The sequence below is a fragment of the Rhizobium sp. P1_E6 genome (assembly GCF_056405875.1).
On sequence record NZ_JBFUBG010000047.1, the window covers coordinates 1 to 20,608 of the forward strand.

Sequence of the window (20,608 nt, forward strand, 5' to 3'; positions counted from 1 at the left end):
AATGATGTTCGTGGTCAAGCGACGGCCTATCGGCAAGACACAGTCAAACCCCTCACCTCCCCGGCCTTGCCAGCGACCTTGCGATATCGATGATGTCGTCACATCCAGCGGTCGGATCTTCCCGGTTCCAGGCGACGCCGAGCCCGATCTTGAAGTCGATCCCCCTCACCTTCTTCAGCTCGAAGCCGCGGTTCGGCAGGTCCTGCGTCCATTCCGGCACGAAGCCGATGCCAAGACCGGCTGACACCAACGACACCAGCGAGAAGGTGTCGTCGCAGGTATAGGCGACATTGTCGGTGAGATCATGCTCCTCGAACTTCTCCGCAAAATAGCGCTCGCTGTAGGAGAGGTTCTGGCGGGAAAACGAGATGATCTTCTCGGACCGCAGATCCGCAAGATCGATCTCGCTCTTCAAGGACAGCGGGCTCTGCTTGGCGACGGCCAGCAGGTAGCGTTTATGGGCAATCGAGAAGAAGCGCAAGGAGCCGATATTCTCCACAGGCCGGATGAAGCCGAGATTGATGCGGCCTGCCTCGATATCGCGGATGATGTCATTGGTGGTGCCGCTTTCGATATGCAGGCGGATATCGGGATATTTGCGGGCAATGCGCGCAAGGAACGCCGGCAGCACGCCGACCGTGGCGGGATCTGCAATTGCAGTCGCCTCGCATTTGGTCCGCCGCGCTCAGGTCAGTGGCATCGCCACTGGTCGCATCGGCGTGCCCGTCGCTCCGCGCAATTTGATGCATGCGCCGAAGAAGGCAAATTCGTAGAGCTTCTCGCCGGCAAGTTCCTCGAGGTAAGCCATTTCCAGAATGGGAACACCTGCTTCCGCCAGCAGATAGGTGTGTACGGGAAAGAAGTTCAATTCATGCGCCGAGGGCGTCTGTTCGAGTGTCAGGTTGTCGGCGCCGATCATGATGGCACCGTGCTTGGCAATAAACTCGGCTCCCTCGCGGTTGAGGCCAGGTGTATTCCTGGTGAAGGCCAGGTCGGGCCATAACAGCATCTGGCCAGTGCGAAGCAAAACGACATCGCCTGGCAGAATTGTTAGGCCCTGCTTCTTAAGGCAGTCCACGATGTCGGATTTGCCGATTGGATGGCTCGGCGGCAGCGTATCGACACCATACATAGCCGCGATATCGAGAAGAATGCCGCGTGCAAAAATCGGCGGATATTTTTCCGGACCGCAAACATCCCAGGCACGGCTGCCGAGGTGATCACGCGCCGTGAAGCCATTGAAGATCTCGCCATTGTAGCCGAAGTGGTTGAACGTATCGATATGGGTGCCGCAATGGGTGTACATCGAGATGCTGTCGCCGGAATAGGCGACAAGCTCGTTTTGTTCGCGCGTCACGCCCATCGTGTTGGCGACGATTTCACCCTGCGGCGTGTGGGTCATCCATATCTGATAAGGCTGGTCGCCGGCACCGAACCAGCCGGGCATGCCGACGAAATGGTCGACCGAGAGGTCAAAGACCTTCGAGGCATCGGTGCGGCCGATGATCGCCGAGCGCGACCGGGCGTCGATCAGGTTGAGCATGCCGATTTCGTCATCGCTGCCGTAGGGGCTCTTCGTCACCTTATGGAATTCGGCATTGTAAGCGATGATCTTCCTTTTTGTCGCCTCGTCGACATAGCATGCCATGCACATTGCAACTCTCCTTGTTCGCGTTCGCAGCCGCGGGAGCGACCGCCTTCAGATCGTTTCGCCGCGAATGATCGGCTCGGCGCCAAGCGCCACCGACAGCAGCTGTTCATCAGTCCGCGCCAGCCCCGACAACAGGAAGCCGACGGGCATGCCGGCGTCACCCGCTCCGCAGGGGATCGACACGCCGCACCAGTCCAGAAAATTGCCGAGCAGCGTGTTGCGCAGTGTCTTGCCATTGGTGGCGACGAAGAGTTGGTCATCCGCCTTCAAGGCTTCGAGCGGCGGCGCCACATGCGCAACCGTCGGGAAGGCGATCAGTCGGCCGCCGACTTGGCGATCCACCGCCGCGATCAGCCGCGTGCGGGCGGAGAGAATGTCGAGATAGTCCGAAAGGGTGATCCTCTCCCCCAAGCTGGTGCGCGAGACTACGCGCGGGTCGATCAGTCCGGCATCCGGCCCCGTGATCCGCGCCCGGTGCAACCAGTAGGCCTCCGCCGTCACCAGGGCTCCATGGCTTGCCATCAGCTGCAGAATTTCAGCAAAGGCCGGGATCTCCAACCGCGTGAACACGACGCCGGCGCCCGACATACGCTCGACCGCCGACTCGAAGGCTGTAACAACACCCGGCTCGGCATCGTCGAAGACGGTGTTGGTGGGAATGACGACCTCCAGCCCGGCAAGCGGATGGCGTCTGACCGTCGGCGCCGTGGCTCGACGCATCGCCGCGTCGATCCAGACGGCATCCTGCACCGAGCGGCAGAACGGCCCGAGCGAATCGAGGCTGCCGGCAAGCGGAAATACGCCCGCCATCGGATAGCGCCCACGCGTCGCCTTGTAGCCGACGATGCCGTTCAGCGCGGCCGGGATCCGCACCGAACCGCCGGTGTCGGAGCCGATCGAGACTGGCACGAGACCAGCCGCCACCGCCACGCCCGAACCGGAGGACGAGCCGCCCGGAATGCGGGCGACATCCGTGCTGCGGGGGTTTTTCGGCGTGCCGAAATGCGGATTGATCCCAAGGCCAGAGAAGGCGAACTCGCTCATGTTGACCCGGCCCATTGCGAGCATGCCGGCCGCAGCGAGCGCAGAGACGACGGCGGCATCCGCCTCAGCCGCTGCCTGATCGCGAAGAAGCAGCCTGGACCCTGCCGCCGTGACGCTACCGGCAACATCGAATAGATCCTTCCAGGCAACCGGAATGCCTTCGAGCAAGCCACGTGAACGACCTTCTTTCAGCCGCTTCGACGAGGCATGCGCCTCCGCCATTGCCCGCTCCCGCGTCAGCGAAACGAAGATCGCTTTGTCGTCATGGTCCTCGATCGCCCCAAGGACCTGCTCCGCCACAGCAACAGGATCGACGCTGCCGCCCTGGATGAGGGTGGACAACTGGGCGATCGAGAGGGAGCCGTAAGAGAGTGTCATTTTGTCGTTCCAGTTCTACTCACGCCGCCACGAACTGCATCCAGCGGCGCACGAGGTAATTGTGTTCGTCCATGGTCGTGTTCCAGACGGCGATCGAGTTGGCGCGCTGCCAGTAGGAGCCGCCGCTGCGCACCGCCCCCGCTTTGACCCGAAGGAGCCCGTCAGGGCCTGGCAGGTCAGTCGCGGCCGGCAGGCCTTCGTACCAATAGTCCCATTCGGCCGGCGTCATGTGCGGCCGCGAGCGTGCCGGCGTCGACATGTAATAGCCCTGCCGGGCCACCACCGCGCCGGGCCAGCCGGAGATCCACCAGTTAAGATAATCGTAGGCCGCGTCGAGCATCCGGCCGGAGAGCCGCTTCGACAGGCAGAGCCCGCCATGCCAGGCTCGGTAACCCTCGGCGGGATTGGCGAGTTCGACGGGAAAGCCGCGCAGATTCAGCTTGCTGATCCCGAGCGACCACATCGACTGGATCTGCGTGTCGCTCTTTGTCATCAGGTTCGCCGCGTCCTCGGCCGAACGCCAGAAGCCGCGGAAAAAGCCGGCCTTCTTGCGCTCTTCCAAAATGTCCAGCAACCGGTCGATCTCCTCGATACTCATGTTGCCGAGATTGTCGAAGGTCATCAGCCCGGCGGACTGCGCCGCAAGCGCTGCATCGAAGATGCCGATCGCCGGCTCGTTGACGAGGGCTGCGCGTCCGTGCCAGCGCGGGTCGAGCAGTGCCGCCCAGGAGGTCATCTGGTTGGAATTCGCCGCATCCGTCCGGTAGGCGAAGCTGTCAAAATTATGCGTCGTCGGCAGCATCGAAATGCGCTGCGAGGGCGTCTCGGCAAGCGCCAGGTTCGGCTGGACGAAAAGCTTGGTCACCGGCGCATCGCCCTGCCCGATCCGCGCATTCGGCCCGATGCGGCCCGTCTTGGTCAGATCAGTGATCTCGTCCCAGAGAGTGATCCGCTCGATGTCTATCGGCYGCACGGCGCGCCAGTACCAGACGATATCGAGATTGTGGAAGCACTGGTCGTAGATGTCGTAGGTCATCGGCTCCAGCGCCGCCTTGTGCTGGGCGGTCATGAAGTCCTGGTTGTCGAATTCAATGTCCATGCCGAGATCGCGCTCGGCACCGAGCCGAAGTTCTTCCAGCAGCGAAATCGCCGTGCCCAGGATGCGCAGCTTGATCCGGCCCTCTGTATGGAGAGCGGGCGTCGGAAAACTCTTCGGCGTCGGCATTTTTCTCATGGCTGCATCTCCTCGACCCGCTCCGGCGCGCGCTGTGCCGCACCGAGCCCGTTGAAGGCGTTGAACGATCGCTCGATCGCCGCGGGCGCGATGCCATCGACGATGAAGACGATAAGGGAACGCCGGTCCCCGCCTGGCCAGGATTGCATATGAACGGGCGTATGGACCAGATGCTGCACCCCGTGGATCGCTACGGGAAAGTCTTCGCCCTCGATGTTGAGAATGCCCTTGACCCGAAGGATACGGTCGCCGTGCCGGTTCAGCAGCATGGTCAGCCAGATGCCGAAGGCTGTCCAATCGACAGTGCCTTCGCTCACCAGCACGATGGACCGAATGCCGCCAGAATGTTCGCCGGCAAGAACAGGCCCCGGATCGTCGCAATAAAAGCCGCCCGGCGATTGCATCGCCTCGGCGCGGCCGGTTGTCGTGTCCTCCAGCAGCCTGATGACATCGAAGACATTGTCCGACGAAAGGACGATCGGCGCATCCGGATTGATCTGCCGGATCATCGCCATGACCCGCGCGACTTGGCCAGCCTCGGCGATATCGGGCTTGGTCAGCACCAGAATGTCGGCCACCGCCACCTGCCGCATAGGCTCGCGATAGGCGGCAAGCTGTGTCCCCGCATTGACGGCATCGACGGTGGCGATGATGCCTGAGGACCTGAAATGATGCCGCAGAACCGGATCGGCCTTCAGCGTCGAAAGAACGGGGAAAGGATCGGCAAGCCCCGTGCTCTCGATGACGATCCGGTCGAAGGGCGGGACGATGCCGCGCTCGCGCTTCGAATGCAGGTCGCGGATCGCGTCTGCCAGTTCGCCCCGCACCGTGCAGCAAAGGCAACCGGATTGCAGCAGCACCATGTTCTCGTCGATACGCTCGAGCAGGTGATGATCGAGCCCGACCTCGCCGAATTCATTGATCAGCACCGCGGCGTTCGAGAACGCCGGATCGGTCAACAGCCGGCGCAACAGCGTCGTCTTGCCGGATCCGAGAAAACCGGTCAGCAGCGTGACGGGCGTGAATACCGGAAAAGTATCAGTCATGGCCGCTCGCCTCCAGCCGGTCGAGAAGCGGCTCGGCCAACGGATCGAGCGGCCGGCCCGCAAGCCGCTCGGCCGCCGGCCAGAGGTGTCCGAGATCCTCGATGATCTCGGTCTTTCCGGTTCGGGTCGACAGCAGGAACGATGATCCCTGCCAGTCTGAGATGGAGAGACCGAAGGCATCGAGGATGCGGTTGGCGATCACAACGCGGCGGGCGCGCTCGCGTCGGCGGTCGATCCGCTCGGCGGTGCGGGTATAGACCCCGGGCCGCGCGACCGCGTCGGCCCAATGCTCGCTACCTCCCAGAACGCCGCAGAGCGAACACATTGCCTTTGCCTCCTACTTCTTGCGCGGGAAGCGTTTGGCGAAATCGTCGGCGATCTCGTTCATCGTCACGAACTTGACGCCAGGATGCTTGATCATGTGGGCGTAGAGACGCTCCAGCATCATCAGAACCTGCGGCCGGCCGGCGACATCAGGGTGGATCGTGATCGGAAAGACGGCGTAGTCCATCTCGCGATAGACCCAGTCGAACTGGTCGCGCCACATCTGCTCGATGTCGTGTGGGTTGACGAACCCGTGGCTGTTCGGCGCCTTCTTGATGAACATCATCGGCGGCAGGTCATCGAGGTACCAGGACGCCGGGATCTCGATCAGGTCGGTCTCGTGTCCACGCTTCAGCGGCACCATCCAGTCGGACGGCTTTTTCGAATAATCGATCTTGGTCCAGCTGTCGCCGACGCGGACATAGTAGGGTGTGAAGTCGTTGTGCATGAGCGAGTGGTCGTACTTGATGCCGCGCTCGAGCAGGAGCTCATTGGTGACGTTGGAGAACTCCCACCAGGGCGCCACATAGCCGGTCGGCCGCTTGCCGGAGAGCTTGGTGACGAGGTCGATGCACTTGTCAAGCACCTCCGTCTCCTGCTCGCGCGTCATGGCGATCGGATTTTCATGGGTGTAGCCATGGATGCCGATCTCGTGGCCGGCATCGGCGACGGCCTGCATCTGTTCCGGGAACGTCTCGATCGAGTGGCCGGGGATGAACCAGGTGGTCTTGATGCCGAAACGATCGAAGAGCTTCAACAGCCGCGGGCTGCCGACTTCGCCGGAAAACAGGCCGCGCGAGATGTCGTCCGGCGAATCCTCGCCGCCATACGAGCCGAGCCAGCCGGCGACGGCGTCCACGTCGATGCCGAAGCTGCAGAAGATTTCTTTTGCCATTGCGGGGGTCTCCTTGTGATGGTCTCGTTGGTCCGGCTTTGATCGGCCGGTTTTCAGTGGGCGGGAATGAYGGTGGCGTTTTCCGGCTTCCAGGCGAGCGCGACCGGCGCATCGACCGGAAAGGCGCCGGGCGGATACTTGTCGACATGAGCTTCGAGCGCCAGCATGCGTCCATCCGGCAGGGCGACCGAAAGATGCGAGATATGCCCGACCATGTCGAAGCGGCGGATCCTGGCATCGATGACATTGCCACCGGAAGCCTGAGCGATCGCGTCGCGGCCGCCCTTGTCGAGCGCATGCACCTCGATCGCTTCCGCCGGGATCACGACACTCACCGCATCTCCGTCGGCGACCGCGCCGTTGGCATCGCCGGTGAGAAGGCCGAGAGGTGTATCGACCACGACATGTCCCTTCTCGTGGCCCTTGACTGCACCGTTGAAGATCGTGTTGCGGCCGATGAACTGCGCGACGAAAGGCGTGTTCGGCCGCGTATAGAGCTGGTGCGGCGGACTGATCTGCTCGATCCGGCCCTGGTTCATCACGACGATCCGGTCGGACAGTGCCAGCGCTTCGGACTGGGCATGCGTGACGAAGACGAAGGTCACGCCGAGTTCGTGCTGCAGCAGTTTCAATTCGCTCTGGATCGTCTTGCGCAAATTGGCGTCCAGGGCGCCGAGCGGCTCGTCGAGCAGCAGGATATCAGGCTCGACCACAAGGCCACGTGCAAGCGCGATGCGCTGTCGCTGGCCGCCGGAAAGCTTGTCGCATCGCTTGTCGGCGACGCCCTCGAGACCGAGCTTTTCGAGGATACGATCGACTTTTGCATTCCGCTTCGCCTTCGGCATGCCCTTCACGTCGAGGCCGTAGCCGATATTGTTGCGCACCGTCATGTGCGGGAAGAGCGCATAATTCTGGAAGATCATCGAGGTCGGCCGCTGAGCCGGGCCTATATCGTTGATCCGCTCGCCCCTGATCATCAGATTGCCGGAAGAGATGCTTTCGAAGCCGGCGATCATCCGCAGCGTCGTCGTCTTGCCGCAGCCGGACGGACCGAGAAACGCGATGAACTCGCCCTTATCGACGGCGAGGTTGAAGTCGATCACGGCCGGCGTTCCGTTATCGTAGACCTTGCCGATCTGGTAGAGTTCGAGGTCATGTATCATGTCTGTCATTCCGGGTTGCGGGTGGAAGGACAGGCGACCGGAGCCGCCTGTCAGGTGGCGCCTTCACCGCATCGCAGATGGGATGAAGGAGCGCTGGGAGCGACGCATCAGGCGCTGAGGAATTCGTCCCACTTCTGGATAAGGTGATCGTATTCGTCCGGCCACTGGTGCCAGTAGGCGACGTTTGCCGCGCGGGTCTCGAGCGAGCCGCCATCGCGCAGATCGCCCTCCTTGATGCCACGTTCCGCCGCACCGACCCACGGCTTGCCTTCGTACCAGAAGGCATATTTCTCTGGTGCCATCTTCTGCTTGATGTTGGTGGTCGGCGAATAGTAGCCCTGCTCGGAGACCGTGATGCCTGGTTCGCCCGACAGCCAGTAGTCTGCATAGGCGACAACGGCTTCCTTGTTCGGCGTGCCCTTCAGCATGGTATTGCCGATGGACCAGGCGCGATAGCCTTCCTTCGGGATGGCGTATTTGCAGGGCTTTCCCTGCGCCTTGACGGCCATGACGGCCGGCTGCCAGGCGTCGCAGACGACGATTTCGCCGGATGCCAGGAAGTTGACGAGTTCGCCGAAATCGCCCCAGAGCGCGCGGAACTGGCCCTCCTTCTTCTTCGAGATCAGGAACTTTGCGGCTTCGTCGATTTCCGCGGCGGTCGGATTGCCGGGGTTCTTGACGTTGGAGAGGCCGAGCGTGTTCATCGCCATAACCGCCTGGCCGAAAGCAGTCAGCGGGTCGGTGTTGAGGCCGGACTTGCCCTTGTACTTGCTGTCGAAGATCGCAGTCCAGCTGTTGGCTTCCTCGTCGGAGAGCACGTCCGGATTGTAGCCGACGGAGTCGAAGTTGAAGACCGAAGGCACCATCCAGAGCGCCGTCTGCGTCTCGTCCGTCCAGATCTGGCCGACGATCTGCGCCTTGGCGTCGAATTTTGGATCGGGCTTGGTGAATATCTCGCGGATATTCGACCAGCTCTTCAGGCCCGAGGTTTCGATCGGGTCGGCATTGTCGGTCATGACGACGGAGGGAAGGCGCTCGCCGATCGTTTCCCAGACGTCATAGTCCTTCGAACCGGAAAGGATGCGGGTCTGCGCATCCGGGAAGGTCGCCGCGGTGCCTGATGTCGTGCCGACGCCGCTTGCCGCCTTAAAGTCGGCCAGGATGCGTTCCTGCACGGTGACCGAAAGGCCGATCGTGCGCAGCTGCTCGCCGGCAAGGCCGGTGGCCTGGGCATAGGCTGTCCGCGAGGAGAGGAAGTGTGTACCGCCGCCGATGGCAAGCGCCATGGCGCCCGCGGATCGTTTCAGCAGCGAACGTCGATTCATGTCCATCGAAATTGTCATTGTCGTTCTCCGGTTTTTTGTTCCCCGGGATGGCCTCCATGACCACCCATCGTTCTCGTCCGGCCTCGGCGTCAGGGCGGGATCGGTCCTGACGCACCCTCCGTCAGTATCGGCCCACCAGGAGCCCCCCATCCACGACCAGCGTCTGGCCGGTCATGTATCTCGCGTTGTTCGACGCCAGGAAGACGATCACGTCCGCGATGTCCTCCGGTTCGCCGAGCCGCCCCATCGGGATGAAGGCGCTTGCCGCTTCGGCGCCCTTCGGTCCCAGCGAATTTTCTTCCGAGAGAAGCTGTGCGGTGCGGATGTAGCCGGGTGCCATGCCGTTGACGCGGATGCCGTCGCGGGCAAGTTCGACCGCCAGGCCGCGCACGAGGCCGACGACGCCAGCCTTGGCGGCGGAATAATGCACATGCTCGTCCCAGCCGTAAGCAACACCCATGATCGAGGAAAGCGCCACCACCGCGCCCGATTTGCGTGCCTTCATGCCGGGTGCGGCTGCACGGATCACCCGGAAGATGCCCTTGAGGTCGATGTCGAAGGTCAGTTCCCACCGGTCGTCATCGAGCACATCGAGCGGCGCCTTGTGGGCGATACCGGCATTGGCAATGATCACGTCGAGGCGGCCGTGACGTTTCTCCACGTCGGCGACCGCAGCATCGACCGCCGACGTCGAGCGAACGTCGAGCTCGATGAATTCTGCCGAACCGCCCGCAGCCTCGATCGCCGCCGCGGCAGCGCGCCCTTCGTCCTTCAGGACATCGGTGACGATCACGTGATCGCCGAGGACGGCGAATGCCTTGGCGGTCGCCTTGCCGATGCCGATGCCGGCTCCGGTGATCAGCACGATGCGGGGTGTCGAAGAAATCGCGGTCATTGTGTTTTCCTGACTAGAGCATGACATCGCCGGAGTTCGGGCCAAGCGTTTGGCCGACGAACAGGCTGGCGGCGGGCGATGCGAGAAACGAAACGGTGGCGGCAACCTCTTCCGGTTCGCCGAAACGGCCGAGCGGCAGTTCGGCGGCCTTGCGGACGCGCCACTCCTGCGAGAGTTCGCGCACCAGCGGCGTATTGATCGGCCCGGGAGCAACGGCATTGACGCGCACGCCCCGCGTCGAGACCTCGCGGGCGAGTGATTTCGTCATGCCGATGATCGCCGCCTTGGCGCCGGCATAGTGGACGAGCTCGATGCCGCCGATCTGGCCGAGCTGAGAGGCGACGTTGACGATGACGCCATTCCCGGCAGCGAGCATCGATGGCAGAGCGAGCTTGGTCATCAGAAAGGTACCGCGCACATGGATCGCGAACATCCGATCGAAATCCGCGACCTCGAGGTTCTCGAACAGTGCCTGGTGGACGATGCCGGCACAGTTGACGAGCAGCTGCGGATGGCCGAAGGCCGAAACTGCGACCTCGTAGACGCGCGCGGAATCCATCTCGGAAGAGACGTCGCCAGCCGCCGCTGCCGCCGTGCCACCGGCAGCCGTGATCTCCTCGGCCACCGCTTGCGCACGGTCCAGGTGGAGATCGTTGACGAGCACGGCGTACCCGTCCCCAGACAGCCGGGCTGCAATTGCGCGGCCGATGCCGGATCCTGCGCCCGTGACGATGGCTGAGGGTATAGACATCACGCCTCCTCCTGGATCGCGACGCGCTTGGCGCGGCGCATGGAAAGCATCATCAGGACGGCGTAAATGCCGAGCAGCGCGAAGGAGAAGATCGTCGTCAGCACCCCGAAGGCGAAGACGTTCGGATGCACTTCCACGGAGAAGGTGCCGTAAATGGCGAGCGGCAGCGTCAGGTCGCGGCCGGAGGCAAACAGCGTGCGCGAGAATTCGTCATAGGACAGCGTGAAGGCAAAAAGCATGGCCGAGAGCACGCCTGGAAAGATCAGCGGGAATGTTACCTTGCGGAAAGTGCGTGCCGGCGACACGCCGAGCGACCACGACGCCTCCTCGACACTCTGGTCGAAGCGGTTAAGGATCGCCAGCATGACGAGAAAGGCGAAGGGATAGGTGTAGACGACGTGCAGCACGAAGGCCGTTCCCCACCAGTGCCGGTCGATGCCGAGTGCATTGGCGACGAGCGCCATGCCGAGGCCGACCAGAACGCCGGGAACCATCATCCCGAGAACGATGAGGTAGAAGACGACGCCCGAGCCGGGGAACCGGCGACGGAAGGCCTGCGCCGAGGTGACGCCGAGCACGGTGGAGACGATCATCGTCATCACCGAGAGCACAAGCGAGCGCACCAAGGCTTCGTTGATCGGCAGCGGCGCGATGCGCGACGGCGGCGTCAGACCGAAGAGATGCTTGTACCAATAGGTCGACCATTCGATGATCGGGAATTGCGGTCCGCCTTCCGGCCCTGTCTGGAAGGACAGAATGGCGAGCACTACCATCGGCGCGTAGAGGAAGATCAGGAAGAGCGCCGTGTAGACGCCGAGGGAGAACTTGATGCCGCCAGCCTGCATGTCAGAGTTCCTTCCTGAGATCGACGACGCGCAGCAGTGCGGCGACGACAATGCCCATGAGCACGGTGAGCACGACACCGACGACGGCGGCGAAGGCCCATTTCAGCGATCCGACCTGGGTGACGATGATGTTGCCGAGAAGGTTCACCTTGCGGCCGGAAAGTGCGGCAGCCGTCGCGAACTCGCCGAGCACCATCACGGAGACGAAGATCGCACCGACCACCACGCCCGGCATGGTGAGTGGCAGAATGATGGTGCGGAAGATGCGCCAGAAGCCGGCGCCGAGATCCTGCGCCGCCTCGATGACGCTCTGGTCGATGCGGCCCATCATGAAGGCGATCGGCCCGACCATGAAGACGCAATAGATCTGCGTCATGCCGATGATGACCGAGAGCTCGGAAAACAGGAGTACCTCGATCGGCTGGTTGATGATGCCGAGACCTTGCAGGATGAGATTGATCGCCCCCTCCTTGCCCAGCATCGGCCGCCAGGCGAGCACGCGGATCAGGAAAGAGGTCCAGAAGGGGATGACGCAGAGAACGAGAAGTGCCGTCTGGATCGTCTTGTTCTTGACGAAGAGACCGACATAGAGCGCTGCCGGGTAACCGACGACCAGCGTCGAGACGAGTACGATCAACCAGATCCTGACGGTCGTCCAGAGAGCGCTGAGATAGGTGTCCGTGGTAAAGAAGGTCACCCAGCTCTTGATGKTGAGATCAGGCGTGATCTTGAAGGTCGTCTGCGTCCAGAAGGACACGTAGATCATCATCAGGATAGGAGTCACCAGGAAAAGCAGCATCCAGATGACGCCCGGCGCCAATAGCCAGAGCGTCTTGCTGGATGCCTTCTTGACCGGTTCCACGACTGTTTCGGACTCGGCTGTTGTGGCACTTATCGACATCAATCAGTCTCCCGTCCCGCGCTGCGCGGCAAGAGTGTCAGGCATAAACGAGGGCATCCCGGCGCTTCCAGACGAGCGCGTAGCGCGACTGTGGCGTACAGGCCGGCGGCTTGCTCCGGCTGAGGTGCGATTCCACCTCGAAGACGCGGCCGTCATCGAGCGAGAAGAAGGAGTTGATCGCGGCGCCCGAATATTCGTCGGCGACGAAGGTCGCCTCGAGCTTCACCTCGTCGTCGGCGACCGGCGCTTCGGCCGGGCGGATCGCGACACGGTCGTAGCGGATGGCGTAGCCGGTGCGGTCATCGCGGAATTGTGTCTGGTCGCCGAGAGGGAAAGCGCCGTAAGGGCCGAGGAAACTCCCGCCGGCGAGCCGGCCTTCGAAGAGATTATAGCAGTTGAGGAAGCCCGCCACCGACAGCGATTTCGGCCGATTGTAGATCGTGTCGGCGTCAGCCGCCTGCGCAATCCGGCCGCTGTCGAGCACCAGCACCATGTCGCCCATGGCAAGCGCCTCGCTCTCGCTGCCGGTCACGTGCAGGAAGGTGACGCCGCAGCGCTCGCGGATCAGCTTGAGCTCGCTACGCATGCGGGCGCGAAGATTGGCGTCGAGCGCGCCAAGCGGCTCGTCGAGCAGCACCAGCGACGGTTCGGTCACGAGCGTTCGCGCCAGCGCCACGCGCTGCCGCTGCCCACCGGAGATCTGCGCAACGCCGCGATCTTCGAGGCCCGACAGGCCGACGAGAGCAATCATGTCCTTGACCCTGGCCTGCACGATAGCGGGATCGGTTATGGGGTTTTCGACACGGTTTTCCAGCCCGAAGGCAATGTTGCCGGAGACCGACAGATGCGGAAAGAGTGCAAAATTCTGGAAGACGAAACCGATATCGCGCCGGTGCGGCGGCATCGTCTCGATCCGTTGCCCCTTGAACGTCACCGTGCCGAGGTCCGGCTGCTCGAAGCCGGCGATGACCCGCAGCAGCGTCGTCTTTCCCGATCCGCTCGGCCCCAGAAGAGAAACGTAGCTGTCATTCGGCAGCGACAGGTCGATGCCGTCGAGCGCGTTCAGCATACCATAGGTCTTCGTGACACCTGCGAGCTTGAGAACCGAAGACAAGAGCCTCTCCATTTTGCGCCGGGCACGGATCGTCCGCCCTACCGTCGCGCCTTGCGAAACGGCAGCCGGAACCGTTCGTGTGCGGTAAGCACACGGCGGAAATCGATCGGCAGTCTGACGTTTTTGTCGTTCACCTCAGGAATGCTTCTGGCGGCATCCCTATGATGAATTGATGGCATAAATGATTTTTGTATTCAATAGACTTTTTCTAAAACAATTGACCTTTTGGGACAGGTGACACGCAGCCGCAGATCAGTAGCATTGCAATGAGAGGAAGACCAAAAAGCGAGACATCGGAAACCACATCAAATATGCGCAGTTTTTGAGCGTATTTCTGCCGTAAACCGCATATTTCCGCACCAAATGCGCTTTCATCGTGCAGCCATTCGCCCCGCCCTGGTCCTTTGCAACGCAAAATAGTCTGGACGACTGCGGAGCAACCCGCTCACTCAACGTCACTTAAAAATGCAATTTGGGTATGCAAAAGACATTTATTTTGACATGGTCTGAAATGACAAAATAAACTAAAGAGAATTCCCGCTTTGTTGCCATCCGCTCTTGGATGGAGGATGCCCCGCCCGATGATACGCAATCTCCCAGGACAGACGGCCCAGCGTCGGTACGAGATTGCCGAGCACATTCTGCGCGACAATATCGTCGGCGGGCAGCTGCCGCTTGGGCTGGTTCTGCTCGAGGGGCCGATCGCCGATATTCTTCAAACGTCCCGCGCGCCGGTGCAGCGCGCCCTGCTTCGTCTGGAGGCCGATGGCCTCGTCCACCGCTTCCAGGGACGTGGCTTCCTCGTCGGTCCGCAGGATGCGGGTCTCATCCCGAACCGCACTGATATCAAGTCCTTCGGCCTTGTCATCGCCCAGCACGCCGACGAGGCGTTGCAGAGCCGCTCGTCCTGGGCACGCATCTACAACACGGTGGAGCGCGACGTGGCCGGCTGCGTCGTCTTCGGCCAGTACCGCATTATCGAGATCGAACTCGCCAATCATTTCAAGGTCAGCCGCACAGTTGTGCGCGACGTCCTGAGCCGTCTGCAGGAACGCGGTCTCGTCCGGAAGAACCAGAGTTCCCACTGGATCGCCGGTCCGCTGACGGCCCAGACRATCAAGGATCATTTCACGCTCCGACACATGCTGGAGCCCTCGGCACTGAAGGCCGGCGCTGGCGCCGTCGACCGCGAACGCCTGACCGAACTCTTCATCCGCCTGGCTGGTCTCGAAGCTTCGCAGCCGGTCGACCACCTCGAGAAACTCGAGGAACTTCAGGAACAGATGATCGACATCTGCGTGCTGACGACGTCCAACGAGAAGACACGGGAGCTGATCCGAAACAACCTGCTCCCCGTCAACGCTGCCGAGCAGCTGCTGCGTCATCTGGGCTTGCCTGATGATCCGACCGCCATCACCGAGATGCGGCTGATCGTCGAGCTTCTTATGCGCGGCGCCGTCGACGCTGCGGCCGCGATGCTGGGGACCCATCTCGACGCCTCCATGAAGCGCATGATCGCCCAGATGAAGATCGTCGCCATCATTCCCGGTCCGAGCGTGACCGCCGATTACCTGACGCGCGTCGAGTGATCGGCCAGCCATCGTCGTCACCTCACGCTAGGCTTTGGCGGAGGCGGTCGAGCAATTTCGCCTGATCGGCCCTCGCCTTCAACGCCTGATCCATCGTCACCTCGACGAACCGCGCCGGCGTATGCGGCTGCAACTGACCGATAAGGTCCATGTCCGCCGAAATCACCGTACCGACCATGAAATAGCCGCCGCCGGAGACCGCGTCGCGATGGAGGATGATCGGCTCCGTCCCGCCCGGCACCTGAATCGAGCCGTAGGGGTAGCAGCTGTCAACGATGTTCGACGGATCCGAACCGGCTCCAAAGGGCTGCTTGCGGTCCAGGAACTCGAGCTTGCGCCCGCCACGGAAGCGGTAGCCCATGCGGTCGGCCTCAGGCGCAACTTTCCACTCGTCGGCGAAGAAGCTTGCCTTGGCGGCATCCGTCAACCGGTCCCAGTAGAGCCCCGGCAGTACACGCAACTTTGCCGGCGTCTCGGGCCTGCGCCGCAGCTCCTCGGCGACGCTTTTTCCGTCTTCGGCAAGGCCGGCCTTTCCGACAGGCAGTTCGTCACCGGCCGCCAGTGCCCTGCCATTGTAGCCCCCGAGTGCACCGATCGGATAGGTGGACCGACTGCCGAGCGCTTCCGGCACGTCGATACCGCCCGCGACCGCAATCAGGATGCGTGCGCCCGATTTCAGGAAATCGAAGCTCAACACCTGGCCAGCCTTGACCTTGAAGGCCGTCCAGCCGGGCTGCGCCACGCCGTCGACCTTGGCCGGTATGTCGGCACCGGTAACGGCTACGAGCCTGTCCTCGGTAAATTCGAGCTTCGGCCCCATGAAGACCGCCTCGAGACCCGCCGCCCCTTCGTCGTTGCCGACGAGCAGATTGGCGGCCCGCATGGCGTAGCGGTCCATGGCACCACCGATCGGGATGCCGAGGTGGAAATAGCCGGGACGGCCGAGATCCTGTACGCTCGTCGATAATCCCGGATGCAGCACCCTAATGGTCATTGAGAATGCCCTCCAGCGCGGCGTTGTAACCGTCGATGTCCTTGCTGAATTCGCGCAGATCGAACTGGACTTCGCGGATCGGCGGGCTGAAGAGCCTCTTGTCGACCTGCTCGACCGCCGTGTCGTATCCGTCGCGATCGACTGGCTTGAACTTGACGATGTCGCCTGGCCGGAAGAACACCATGAAGTCGCGCAGGTAACTCGTTTGCTGCGTCGGGTCGAAGATCGGCATCGGCGTTACGCCGAACATCTGGTAGCCGCCGGCGCCACGCACCGAATAGATGCAGCCAAAGCACCCGCCATGGCCGACCGTCAGTTTGGGCGTATCGGTGCGCGGCCTCAGATATTTCGGCACTTCGATCTGCCGCTGTCGCTCTACCATCTGGTACATGAAGGGCAGCCCCGCCACGAACCCGACCATCGACACGAACCAGGGGGAACCGGCATGCGCGGTAACGAAATCATCGACGCCGCCGTAGCCGTTGATCCGCGCGGCATAGTCGAGATCCGTTCCACCGGGCTCCTGATGCCGCTCGCGAAAGCGCATCAGCGTCTCATGCGTCCACGGATCATTGTAGAAGACCGGGATCTCGATGATGCGGGTCTTCAGGACTGGCTCGGACTTTTCCGCCACGCCCTCGATCGCCTTGACCTCCCGCAGGATGTCGTCCGGCTTGATGAGATCGGGATTGAACCTCACCTGGAACGAGGCATTGGCCGGGCAGATCTCGGTGACGCCCTTCATCTGGCTTTCCCGGACCGCGGTCGCCATGGACAGGCTCTTGAAGAAGGCTTCGAGCGACATCTCGTTGCTGCACTCGACGAAGAGGTGTTCGTCACCTCCGAACGTATATCGCGCAGGCATCAGGCAACCTCCTGGGTCCGGCTGGCCAGAGCGGGGAAATCCTGCTCGAGCCATTGTTCGAGAAAGCGCGTGTGGACGGCACCCTTGGCGATACTTGCGTCACGAGCGAGCGCCAGATGCAGCGGCACTGTCGTCGGCACGCCTTCGATGGTGAGAGCCGTCAGCGCCGCGGCGAGCCTTTCAAGGCAGGCCTCGCGTGTCTCTGCGTGCACGATCAGCTTGCCGAGGAGGGAATCGTAGAAGGGCGGGATCGTGTAACCCTCATAGAGCATCGTATCGAAACGGATGCCTTCACCTTCCGGAACGGACAGCGACGTGATCGTGCCCGGCGATGGCTGGAAGGCCTTGAACGGGTCCTCGGCATTGATGCGGCACTCGATCGCATGTCCTCGGGCCACGATGTCTCGCTGGGCGACCGATAGGGGCGCACCACCAGCGACCTTGAACATCTCCTGTACCAGGTCGAACCCGGTCATCATCTCGGTCACGGGATGCTCGACCTGGATGCGGGTGTTGACCTCGATGAAATAAAAGGCGCCCGTTTCGTCGTCGTATAAATACTCGACCGTGCCGGCGCCGTGATAGCCGACCTCGCGTGCAAGCGCCACGGCGCTCATGCAAAGCCGTTCGCGCACTTCGACAGGCAGCACGAAGGAAGGCGCCTCTTCCCACACCTTCTGGCGCCGCCGCTGCAACGAGCATTCCCGTTCGAAAAAATGCACGAAATTCCGTCCGTCGCCGAAAATCTGTACCTCGACGTGCCGGGCGCGGCCGATGACCTTTTCCATATAAAGCCCGCCATCGCCGAAGGCGGCCAACGCCTCGGACGAAGCCAGCGGAAACTGCTGTTCCAGCTCGGCGATGCTGTCGACGATACGGATGCCACGTCCGCCGCCGCCGGCCGCCGCCTTGATCATGACAGGAAAACCGATCTCGGCTGCGAACAAACGCGCCTCGTCGAGCCGAGCGATCCGCCCGGTGCTGCCGGGCACCGTCGGCACGCCCGCCTGTTCTGCCACCTGCCGCGCCGCCACCTTGTCGCCGAGCGTGCGGATCGCATCGCCGGACGGGCCTATGAAGATCATCCCGGCATCGCGCACCGCATCGGCGAAGTCACCGTTTTCGGAGAGAAAACCATAGCCTGGATGCACGGCATCGACGCCGGCCGCCTTGGCGGCGGCAATGACGGCATCGATGTTCAGATAGGATTTCTTGGGCGCCGGCGGACCGATGTTTACCGCCTCATCGGCCAACTTCACGGCCAGCATGTCCGCGTCTGCTGCGCTGTACACCTGCACGGTCCGGATGCCGAGCGCCTTCGCCGCCTTGATGACGCGAATGGCAATCTCCCCGCGATTGGCGACGAGCACCGAGCCGATCGTCATGCCTCGACCTCCGCGATGACCTGTCCGGCCATGACAGGCTCCTCATTGTCGACCAGGAATGAAATCGCCTTGCCGGCAACTCCGGCTGGAACCTCCTGGAATGTCTTCATGACCTCGATGACGCCGATCGTCTCGGCCTCGGTGACATCGTCGCCATCCGCTTTGAAAGGCGGCGCATCCGGGGCTGACGCCCTGTAGAAGGTGCCTGGCAGCGGTGAACGGATTTCAATCTTGCTCATGGTCGGTCTCCGCAAAAGTCTAATGGCCAAGGATCTGCGACACCGGCGCGATCCGGATTCCGGCACCGACCAGCAGTTCGCGCACGCTGAGAACGATATCGAGCGCGCCGAGCGTATCGGAATGAAAGCAGATGGATTCAAATTCGATGTCGATGTCGTTGCCCGTGACAGTGCGGACCCTGCCTTCCTGGCAGGCGCGCAGCACTTTGTGGGCCAGCACCATCGGATCGGGACGGCCGGCATCGCGGGTAAAGACGATCGAGCCACTGTCGTCGTAGTCGCGATCTGCATAGAACTCTCGCACGACAGGCTGACCCGCATCAAGCGCTGCCCTGTGCGTCGCCGAACCGCCCATGCAAAAGACAAAGGCATTGGGCGAGACGGTGCGCATATACTGGACGAAGATCTGCGCCAAATCCGGATTGACCGCCATCTCCATGTAGAGCGCTCCATGCGGCTTGACATGCTGCACCGGTACGCTGTGACGGCGGGCGAACTCGCGCAGAGCCCCCACCTGATAGATGATGTCGTTGACGAGCTCCTTGCTGCTGGAGACAATCTTGCGGCGGCCAAATCCCTGCAAGTCGTTATAGCCGGGATGGGCGCCGACCCCGACGCCATGGGCAGCCGCAAGTGCCACAGTCTCGTTGATGAGGTTCGGATCGCCGGCATGGAAGCCGGTGGCGATATTGGCCGAGCTGATGTGCGAGATCAGCAGCAAATCCTGCGTATCGCCGATCCGCCAGCGGCCGAAGGCTTCTCCCATATCGCAGTTAATGTCGATGATGCTCTTCAAACTGTCTATCCGCCGTTACCCTCTGACAAAACGCTACGTGACAAAACAGGATTTGAAAAATTCAATTTTTGGGTCATCATTATCGATAAATCAGATAGCAACGCTTAAATCGGAGGCAAAAAATAGCTTTGAATTTCAATCGCYTGCTTCGATTTCCCCTCTGTTGCGCAGTCTCAGGCATAAAACGAATGCAGCCAATCGAATTTATTGACGCCGGTTTCAGATATTTCGATGGGAGATACAGACCATGAGCCTCAGCTTCCGCCAGCTCCGCTATTTCGTCGCAACGGCCGAACAGGGACAGATTTCTTATGCGGCCTCACAGCTCTCCATCTCTCAGTCGGCAGTGACCACCGCTATCAAGGAGCTGGAAAAGTCGATCGGCGTTTCTCTTTTCATCCGCATGCCGCAGGGCATGGAGCTGACCGCTGCCGGCCGGCAGTTTCTTTCCTATGCCTACGAGATCCTCGCCAAGGTCGATGAGGCGACGCATCTGAACTATGTCAGCAGCGATATCGAAGGAGATCTGACGGTCGCAGCAACCTACACTGTGATTGGCTATTTCCTGCCACTTCACATCGAGCGCATGCGCCGGCTCTACCCCAAGCTCCGCATCCAGCTCTACRAGGTGAACCGCGAGTCGATCGAGGAAGGCCTGCTTGCCAACCGCTACGACATTTCGGTGCTGCTAACCTCGAATATCCTCAACAGCGCGCTCACCACGGAAACGCTTTTGCGTTCCATTCGAAGGCTTTGGGTGCCGGCACAGCATCCGCTGCTGAAGCGCGTGGGCGTCGGTTTGCGGGATATCGCCGAGGAGCCCTACATCATGTTGACCGTAGACGAGGCGGCCTACTCATCGCTGAAGTACTGGAGTACGACGCCCTATCAGCCGCGGGTGATGCTGCGCACCTCTTCGATCGAGGCGGTGCGCTCGATGGTCGCCAACAGCCTCGGCGTCGCGATCCTGTCTGATATGGTGCACCGCCCCTGGTCTCTGGAGGGCCGGCGGATCGAGACCGTCAGTATCAAGGATCCCGTGCCACCGATGGACGTTGGTCTCGCCTGGCGCGCCAATATCGAGTTCACACCGGCTATGCATGCCTTTCGCAGGTATTTTCAGCAGGCATACGGCCTGCCGGGTACCAATGCATGAGTTTTGCGTTTCATCATG

General features: G+C 61.8%; 20 protein-coding genes and 1 pseudogene. 2 read left to right on the forward strand and 19 right to left on the reverse strand.

The window, feature by feature from the left end:
• Positions 1 to 52 precede the first annotated feature (52 nt).
• The 14 genes and pseudogenes from AC1D35_RS20950 to AC1D35_RS21015 all read right to left on the reverse strand — a co-directional run.
• Positions 53 to 646 (reverse strand): annotated as a pseudogene (locus tag AC1D35_RS20950) (LysR family substrate-binding domain-containing protein); the annotation flags it as partial.
• 39 nt (positions 647 to 685) lie between these two features.
• Positions 686 to 1,654 (reverse strand): cyclase family protein, encoded by a 969-nt coding sequence (locus tag AC1D35_RS20955; protein ID WP_113335351.1) that lies wholly within the window; start codon positions 1,652 to 1,654, stop codon positions 686 to 688.
• 45 nt (positions 1,655 to 1,699) lie between these two features.
• A complete protein-coding gene (locus AC1D35_RS20960) occupies positions 1,700 to 3,073 on the reverse strand; it encodes an amidase (protein ID WP_477939901.1) in 1,374 nt (457 codons plus the stop codon).
• A gap of 19 nt (positions 3,074 to 3,092) precedes the next feature.
• Positions 3,093 to 4,307 carry an ABC transporter substrate-binding protein gene (locus AC1D35_RS20965; RefSeq protein ID WP_477939902.1) on the reverse strand — a complete coding sequence of 405 codons (1,215 nt, stop codon included), beginning with the start codon at positions 4,305 to 4,307 and terminating at the stop codon, positions 3,093 to 3,095.
• Positions 4,304 to 5,353, reverse strand: coding sequence for a CobW family GTP-binding protein (locus AC1D35_RS20970; RefSeq protein WP_477939903.1), 1,050 nt, complete (start codon positions 5,351 to 5,353; stop codon positions 4,304 to 4,306). Before AC1D35_RS20970 ends, AC1D35_RS20965 begins: the two co-directional genes overlap by 4 nt.
• Complete coding sequence (locus tag AC1D35_RS20975; RefSeq protein WP_477939904.1) at positions 5,346 to 5,678, reverse strand: hypothetical protein; 333 nt, start codon at positions 5,676 to 5,678, stop codon at positions 5,346 to 5,348. The genes AC1D35_RS20970 and AC1D35_RS20975 overlap by 8 nt, the downstream gene beginning before the upstream one ends.
• 12 nt (positions 5,679 to 5,690) lie before the next feature.
• Positions 5,691 to 6,572, reverse strand: a complete 882-nt coding sequence (locus AC1D35_RS20980) for a polysaccharide deacetylase family protein (RefSeq protein WP_477939906.1) — start codon at positions 6,570 to 6,572, stop codon at positions 5,691 to 5,693.
• Between the two features lie 53 nt (positions 6,573 to 6,625).
• Positions 6,626 to 7,735 carry an ABC transporter ATP-binding protein gene (locus tag AC1D35_RS20985; protein ID WP_477939908.1) on the reverse strand — a complete coding sequence of 370 codons (1,110 nt, stop codon included), beginning with the start codon at positions 7,733 to 7,735 and terminating at the stop codon, positions 6,626 to 6,628.
• A 107-nt stretch (positions 7,736 to 7,842) separates the two neighbouring features.
• Entirely contained in the window at positions 7,843 to 9,078 is a 1,236-nt protein-coding gene (locus tag AC1D35_RS20990; protein WP_477939910.1) for an ABC transporter substrate-binding protein, read from the reverse strand.
• A 103-nt stretch (positions 9,079 to 9,181) separates the two neighbouring features.
• Entirely contained in the window at positions 9,182 to 9,955 is a 774-nt protein-coding gene (locus AC1D35_RS20995) for an SDR family NAD(P)-dependent oxidoreductase (RefSeq protein ID WP_477939912.1), read from the reverse strand.
• A gap of 13 nt (positions 9,956 to 9,968) precedes the next feature.
• Positions 9,969 to 10,706 carry an SDR family NAD(P)-dependent oxidoreductase gene (locus AC1D35_RS21000; RefSeq protein WP_477939915.1) on the reverse strand — a complete coding sequence of 246 codons (738 nt, stop codon included), beginning with the start codon at positions 10,704 to 10,706 and terminating at the stop codon, positions 9,969 to 9,971.
• Positions 10,706 to 11,551 (reverse strand): ABC transporter permease, encoded by an 846-nt coding sequence (locus tag AC1D35_RS21005; RefSeq protein WP_477939917.1) that lies wholly within the window; start codon positions 11,549 to 11,551, stop codon positions 10,706 to 10,708. Before AC1D35_RS21005 ends, AC1D35_RS21000 begins: the two co-directional genes overlap by 1 nt.
• 1 nt (position 11,552) lies before the next feature.
• Positions 11,553 to 12,452, reverse strand: a complete 900-nt coding sequence (locus tag AC1D35_RS21010) for an ABC transporter permease (protein ID WP_477939919.1) — start codon at positions 12,450 to 12,452, stop codon at positions 11,553 to 11,555.
• 37 nt (positions 12,453 to 12,489) lie between these two features.
• On the reverse strand, positions 12,490 to 13,578 hold the full coding sequence (locus tag AC1D35_RS21015) for an ABC transporter ATP-binding protein (RefSeq protein ID WP_477939921.1): 1,089 nt from the start codon (positions 13,576 to 13,578) through the stop codon (positions 12,490 to 12,492).
• 557 nt (positions 13,579 to 14,135) lie between these two features.
• Between AC1D35_RS21015 and AC1D35_RS21020 the strand changes: the two genes are divergently transcribed.
• Positions 14,136 to 15,155: a GntR family transcriptional regulator gene (locus AC1D35_RS21020; RefSeq protein ID WP_477939924.1), complete on the forward strand. Its 1,020-nt coding sequence runs from the start codon at positions 14,136 to 14,138 to the stop codon at positions 15,153 to 15,155.
• A gap of 22 nt (positions 15,156 to 15,177) precedes the next feature.
• Here AC1D35_RS21020 and AC1D35_RS21025 read toward each other — a convergent pair whose 3' ends face one another.
• From AC1D35_RS21025 to AC1D35_RS21045, 5 genes are read right to left on the reverse strand one after another with little or no spacing between them, the layout of a single operon-like run.
• Entirely contained in the window at positions 15,178 to 16,149 is a 972-nt protein-coding gene (locus tag AC1D35_RS21025) for a 5-oxoprolinase subunit C family protein (protein ID WP_477939926.1), read from the reverse strand.
• Entirely contained in the window at positions 16,139 to 17,014 is an 876-nt protein-coding gene (locus tag AC1D35_RS21030; protein ID WP_477939928.1) for a 5-oxoprolinase subunit B family protein, read from the reverse strand. Before AC1D35_RS21030 ends, AC1D35_RS21025 begins: the two co-directional genes overlap by 11 nt.
• The gene (locus AC1D35_RS21035) at positions 17,014 to 18,399 is read right to left on the reverse strand and encodes an acetyl-CoA carboxylase biotin carboxylase subunit (protein WP_477939929.1); all 1,386 of its coding nucleotides are present in this window, start codon (positions 18,397 to 18,399) and stop codon (positions 17,014 to 17,016) included. The genes AC1D35_RS21030 and AC1D35_RS21035 overlap by 1 nt, the downstream gene beginning before the upstream one ends.
• Positions 18,396 to 18,638 (reverse strand): acetyl-CoA carboxylase, encoded by a 243-nt coding sequence (locus AC1D35_RS21040; protein WP_113335004.1) that lies wholly within the window; start codon positions 18,636 to 18,638, stop codon positions 18,396 to 18,398. The genes AC1D35_RS21035 and AC1D35_RS21040 overlap by 4 nt, the downstream gene beginning before the upstream one ends.
• A 19-nt stretch (positions 18,639 to 18,657) precedes the next feature.
• Complete coding sequence (locus AC1D35_RS21045) at positions 18,658 to 19,434, reverse strand: 5-oxoprolinase subunit PxpA (RefSeq protein WP_477939932.1); 777 nt, start codon at positions 19,432 to 19,434, stop codon at positions 18,658 to 18,660.
• Positions 19,435 to 19,681: 247 nt separating this feature from the next.
• Between AC1D35_RS21045 and AC1D35_RS21050 the strand changes: the two genes are divergently transcribed.
• Positions 19,682 to 20,590 carry a LysR family transcriptional regulator gene (locus AC1D35_RS21050; RefSeq protein ID WP_477939933.1) on the forward strand — a complete coding sequence of 303 codons (909 nt, stop codon included), beginning with the start codon at positions 19,682 to 19,684 and terminating at the stop codon, positions 20,588 to 20,590.
• Positions 20,591 to 20,608: the final 18 nt, after the last annotated feature.

Coding starts and splice junctions, on each gene's coding strand:
- AC1D35_RS20980 (WP_477939906.1), bottom strand. CDS start 6,572: ATGGCAAAAGAAATCTTCTGCAGCTTCGGCATCGACGTGGACGCCGTC.
- AC1D35_RS20990 (WP_477939910.1), bottom strand. CDS start 9,078: ATGACAATTTCGATGGACATGAATCGACGTTCGCTGCTGAAACGATCC.
- AC1D35_RS20970 (WP_477939903.1), bottom strand. CDS start 5,353: ATGACTGATACTTTTCCGGTATTCACGCCCGTCACGCTGCTGACCGGT.
- AC1D35_RS21000 (WP_477939915.1), bottom strand. CDS start 10,706: ATGTCTATACCCTCAGCCATCGTCACGGGCGCAGGATCCGGCATCGGC.
- AC1D35_RS21035 (WP_477939929.1), bottom strand. CDS start 18,399: ATGACGATCGGCTCGGTGCTCGTCGCCAATCGCGGGGAGATTGCCATT.
- AC1D35_RS20960 (WP_477939901.1), bottom strand. CDS start 3,073: ATGACACTCTCTTACGGCTCCCTCTCGATCGCCCAGTTGTCCACCCTC.
- AC1D35_RS20995 (WP_477939912.1), bottom strand. CDS start 9,955: ATGACCGCGATTTCTTCGACACCCCGCATCGTGCTGATCACCGGAGCC.
- AC1D35_RS20955 (WP_113335351.1), bottom strand. CDS start 1,654: ATGTGCATGGCATGCTATGTCGACGAGGCGACAAAAAGGAAGATCATC.
- AC1D35_RS21040 (WP_113335004.1), bottom strand. CDS start 18,638: ATGAGCAAGATTGAAATCCGTTCACCGCTGCCAGGCACCTTCTACAGG.
- AC1D35_RS21025 (WP_477939926.1), bottom strand. CDS start 16,149: ATGACCATTAGGGTGCTGCATCCGGGATTATCGACGAGCGTACAGGAT.
- AC1D35_RS21005 (WP_477939917.1), bottom strand. CDS start 11,551: ATGCAGGCTGGCGGCATCAAGTTCTCCCTCGGCGTCTACACGGCGCTC.
- AC1D35_RS21030 (WP_477939928.1), bottom strand. CDS start 17,014: ATGCCTGCGCGATATACGTTCGGAGGTGACGAACACCTCTTCGTCGAG.
- AC1D35_RS21015 (WP_477939921.1), bottom strand. CDS start 13,578: ATGGAGAGGCTCTTGTCTTCGGTTCTCAAGCTCGCAGGTGTCACGAAG.
- AC1D35_RS20975 (WP_477939904.1), bottom strand. CDS start 5,678: ATGTGTTCGCTCTGCGGCGTTCTGGGAGGTAGCGAGCATTGGGCCGAC.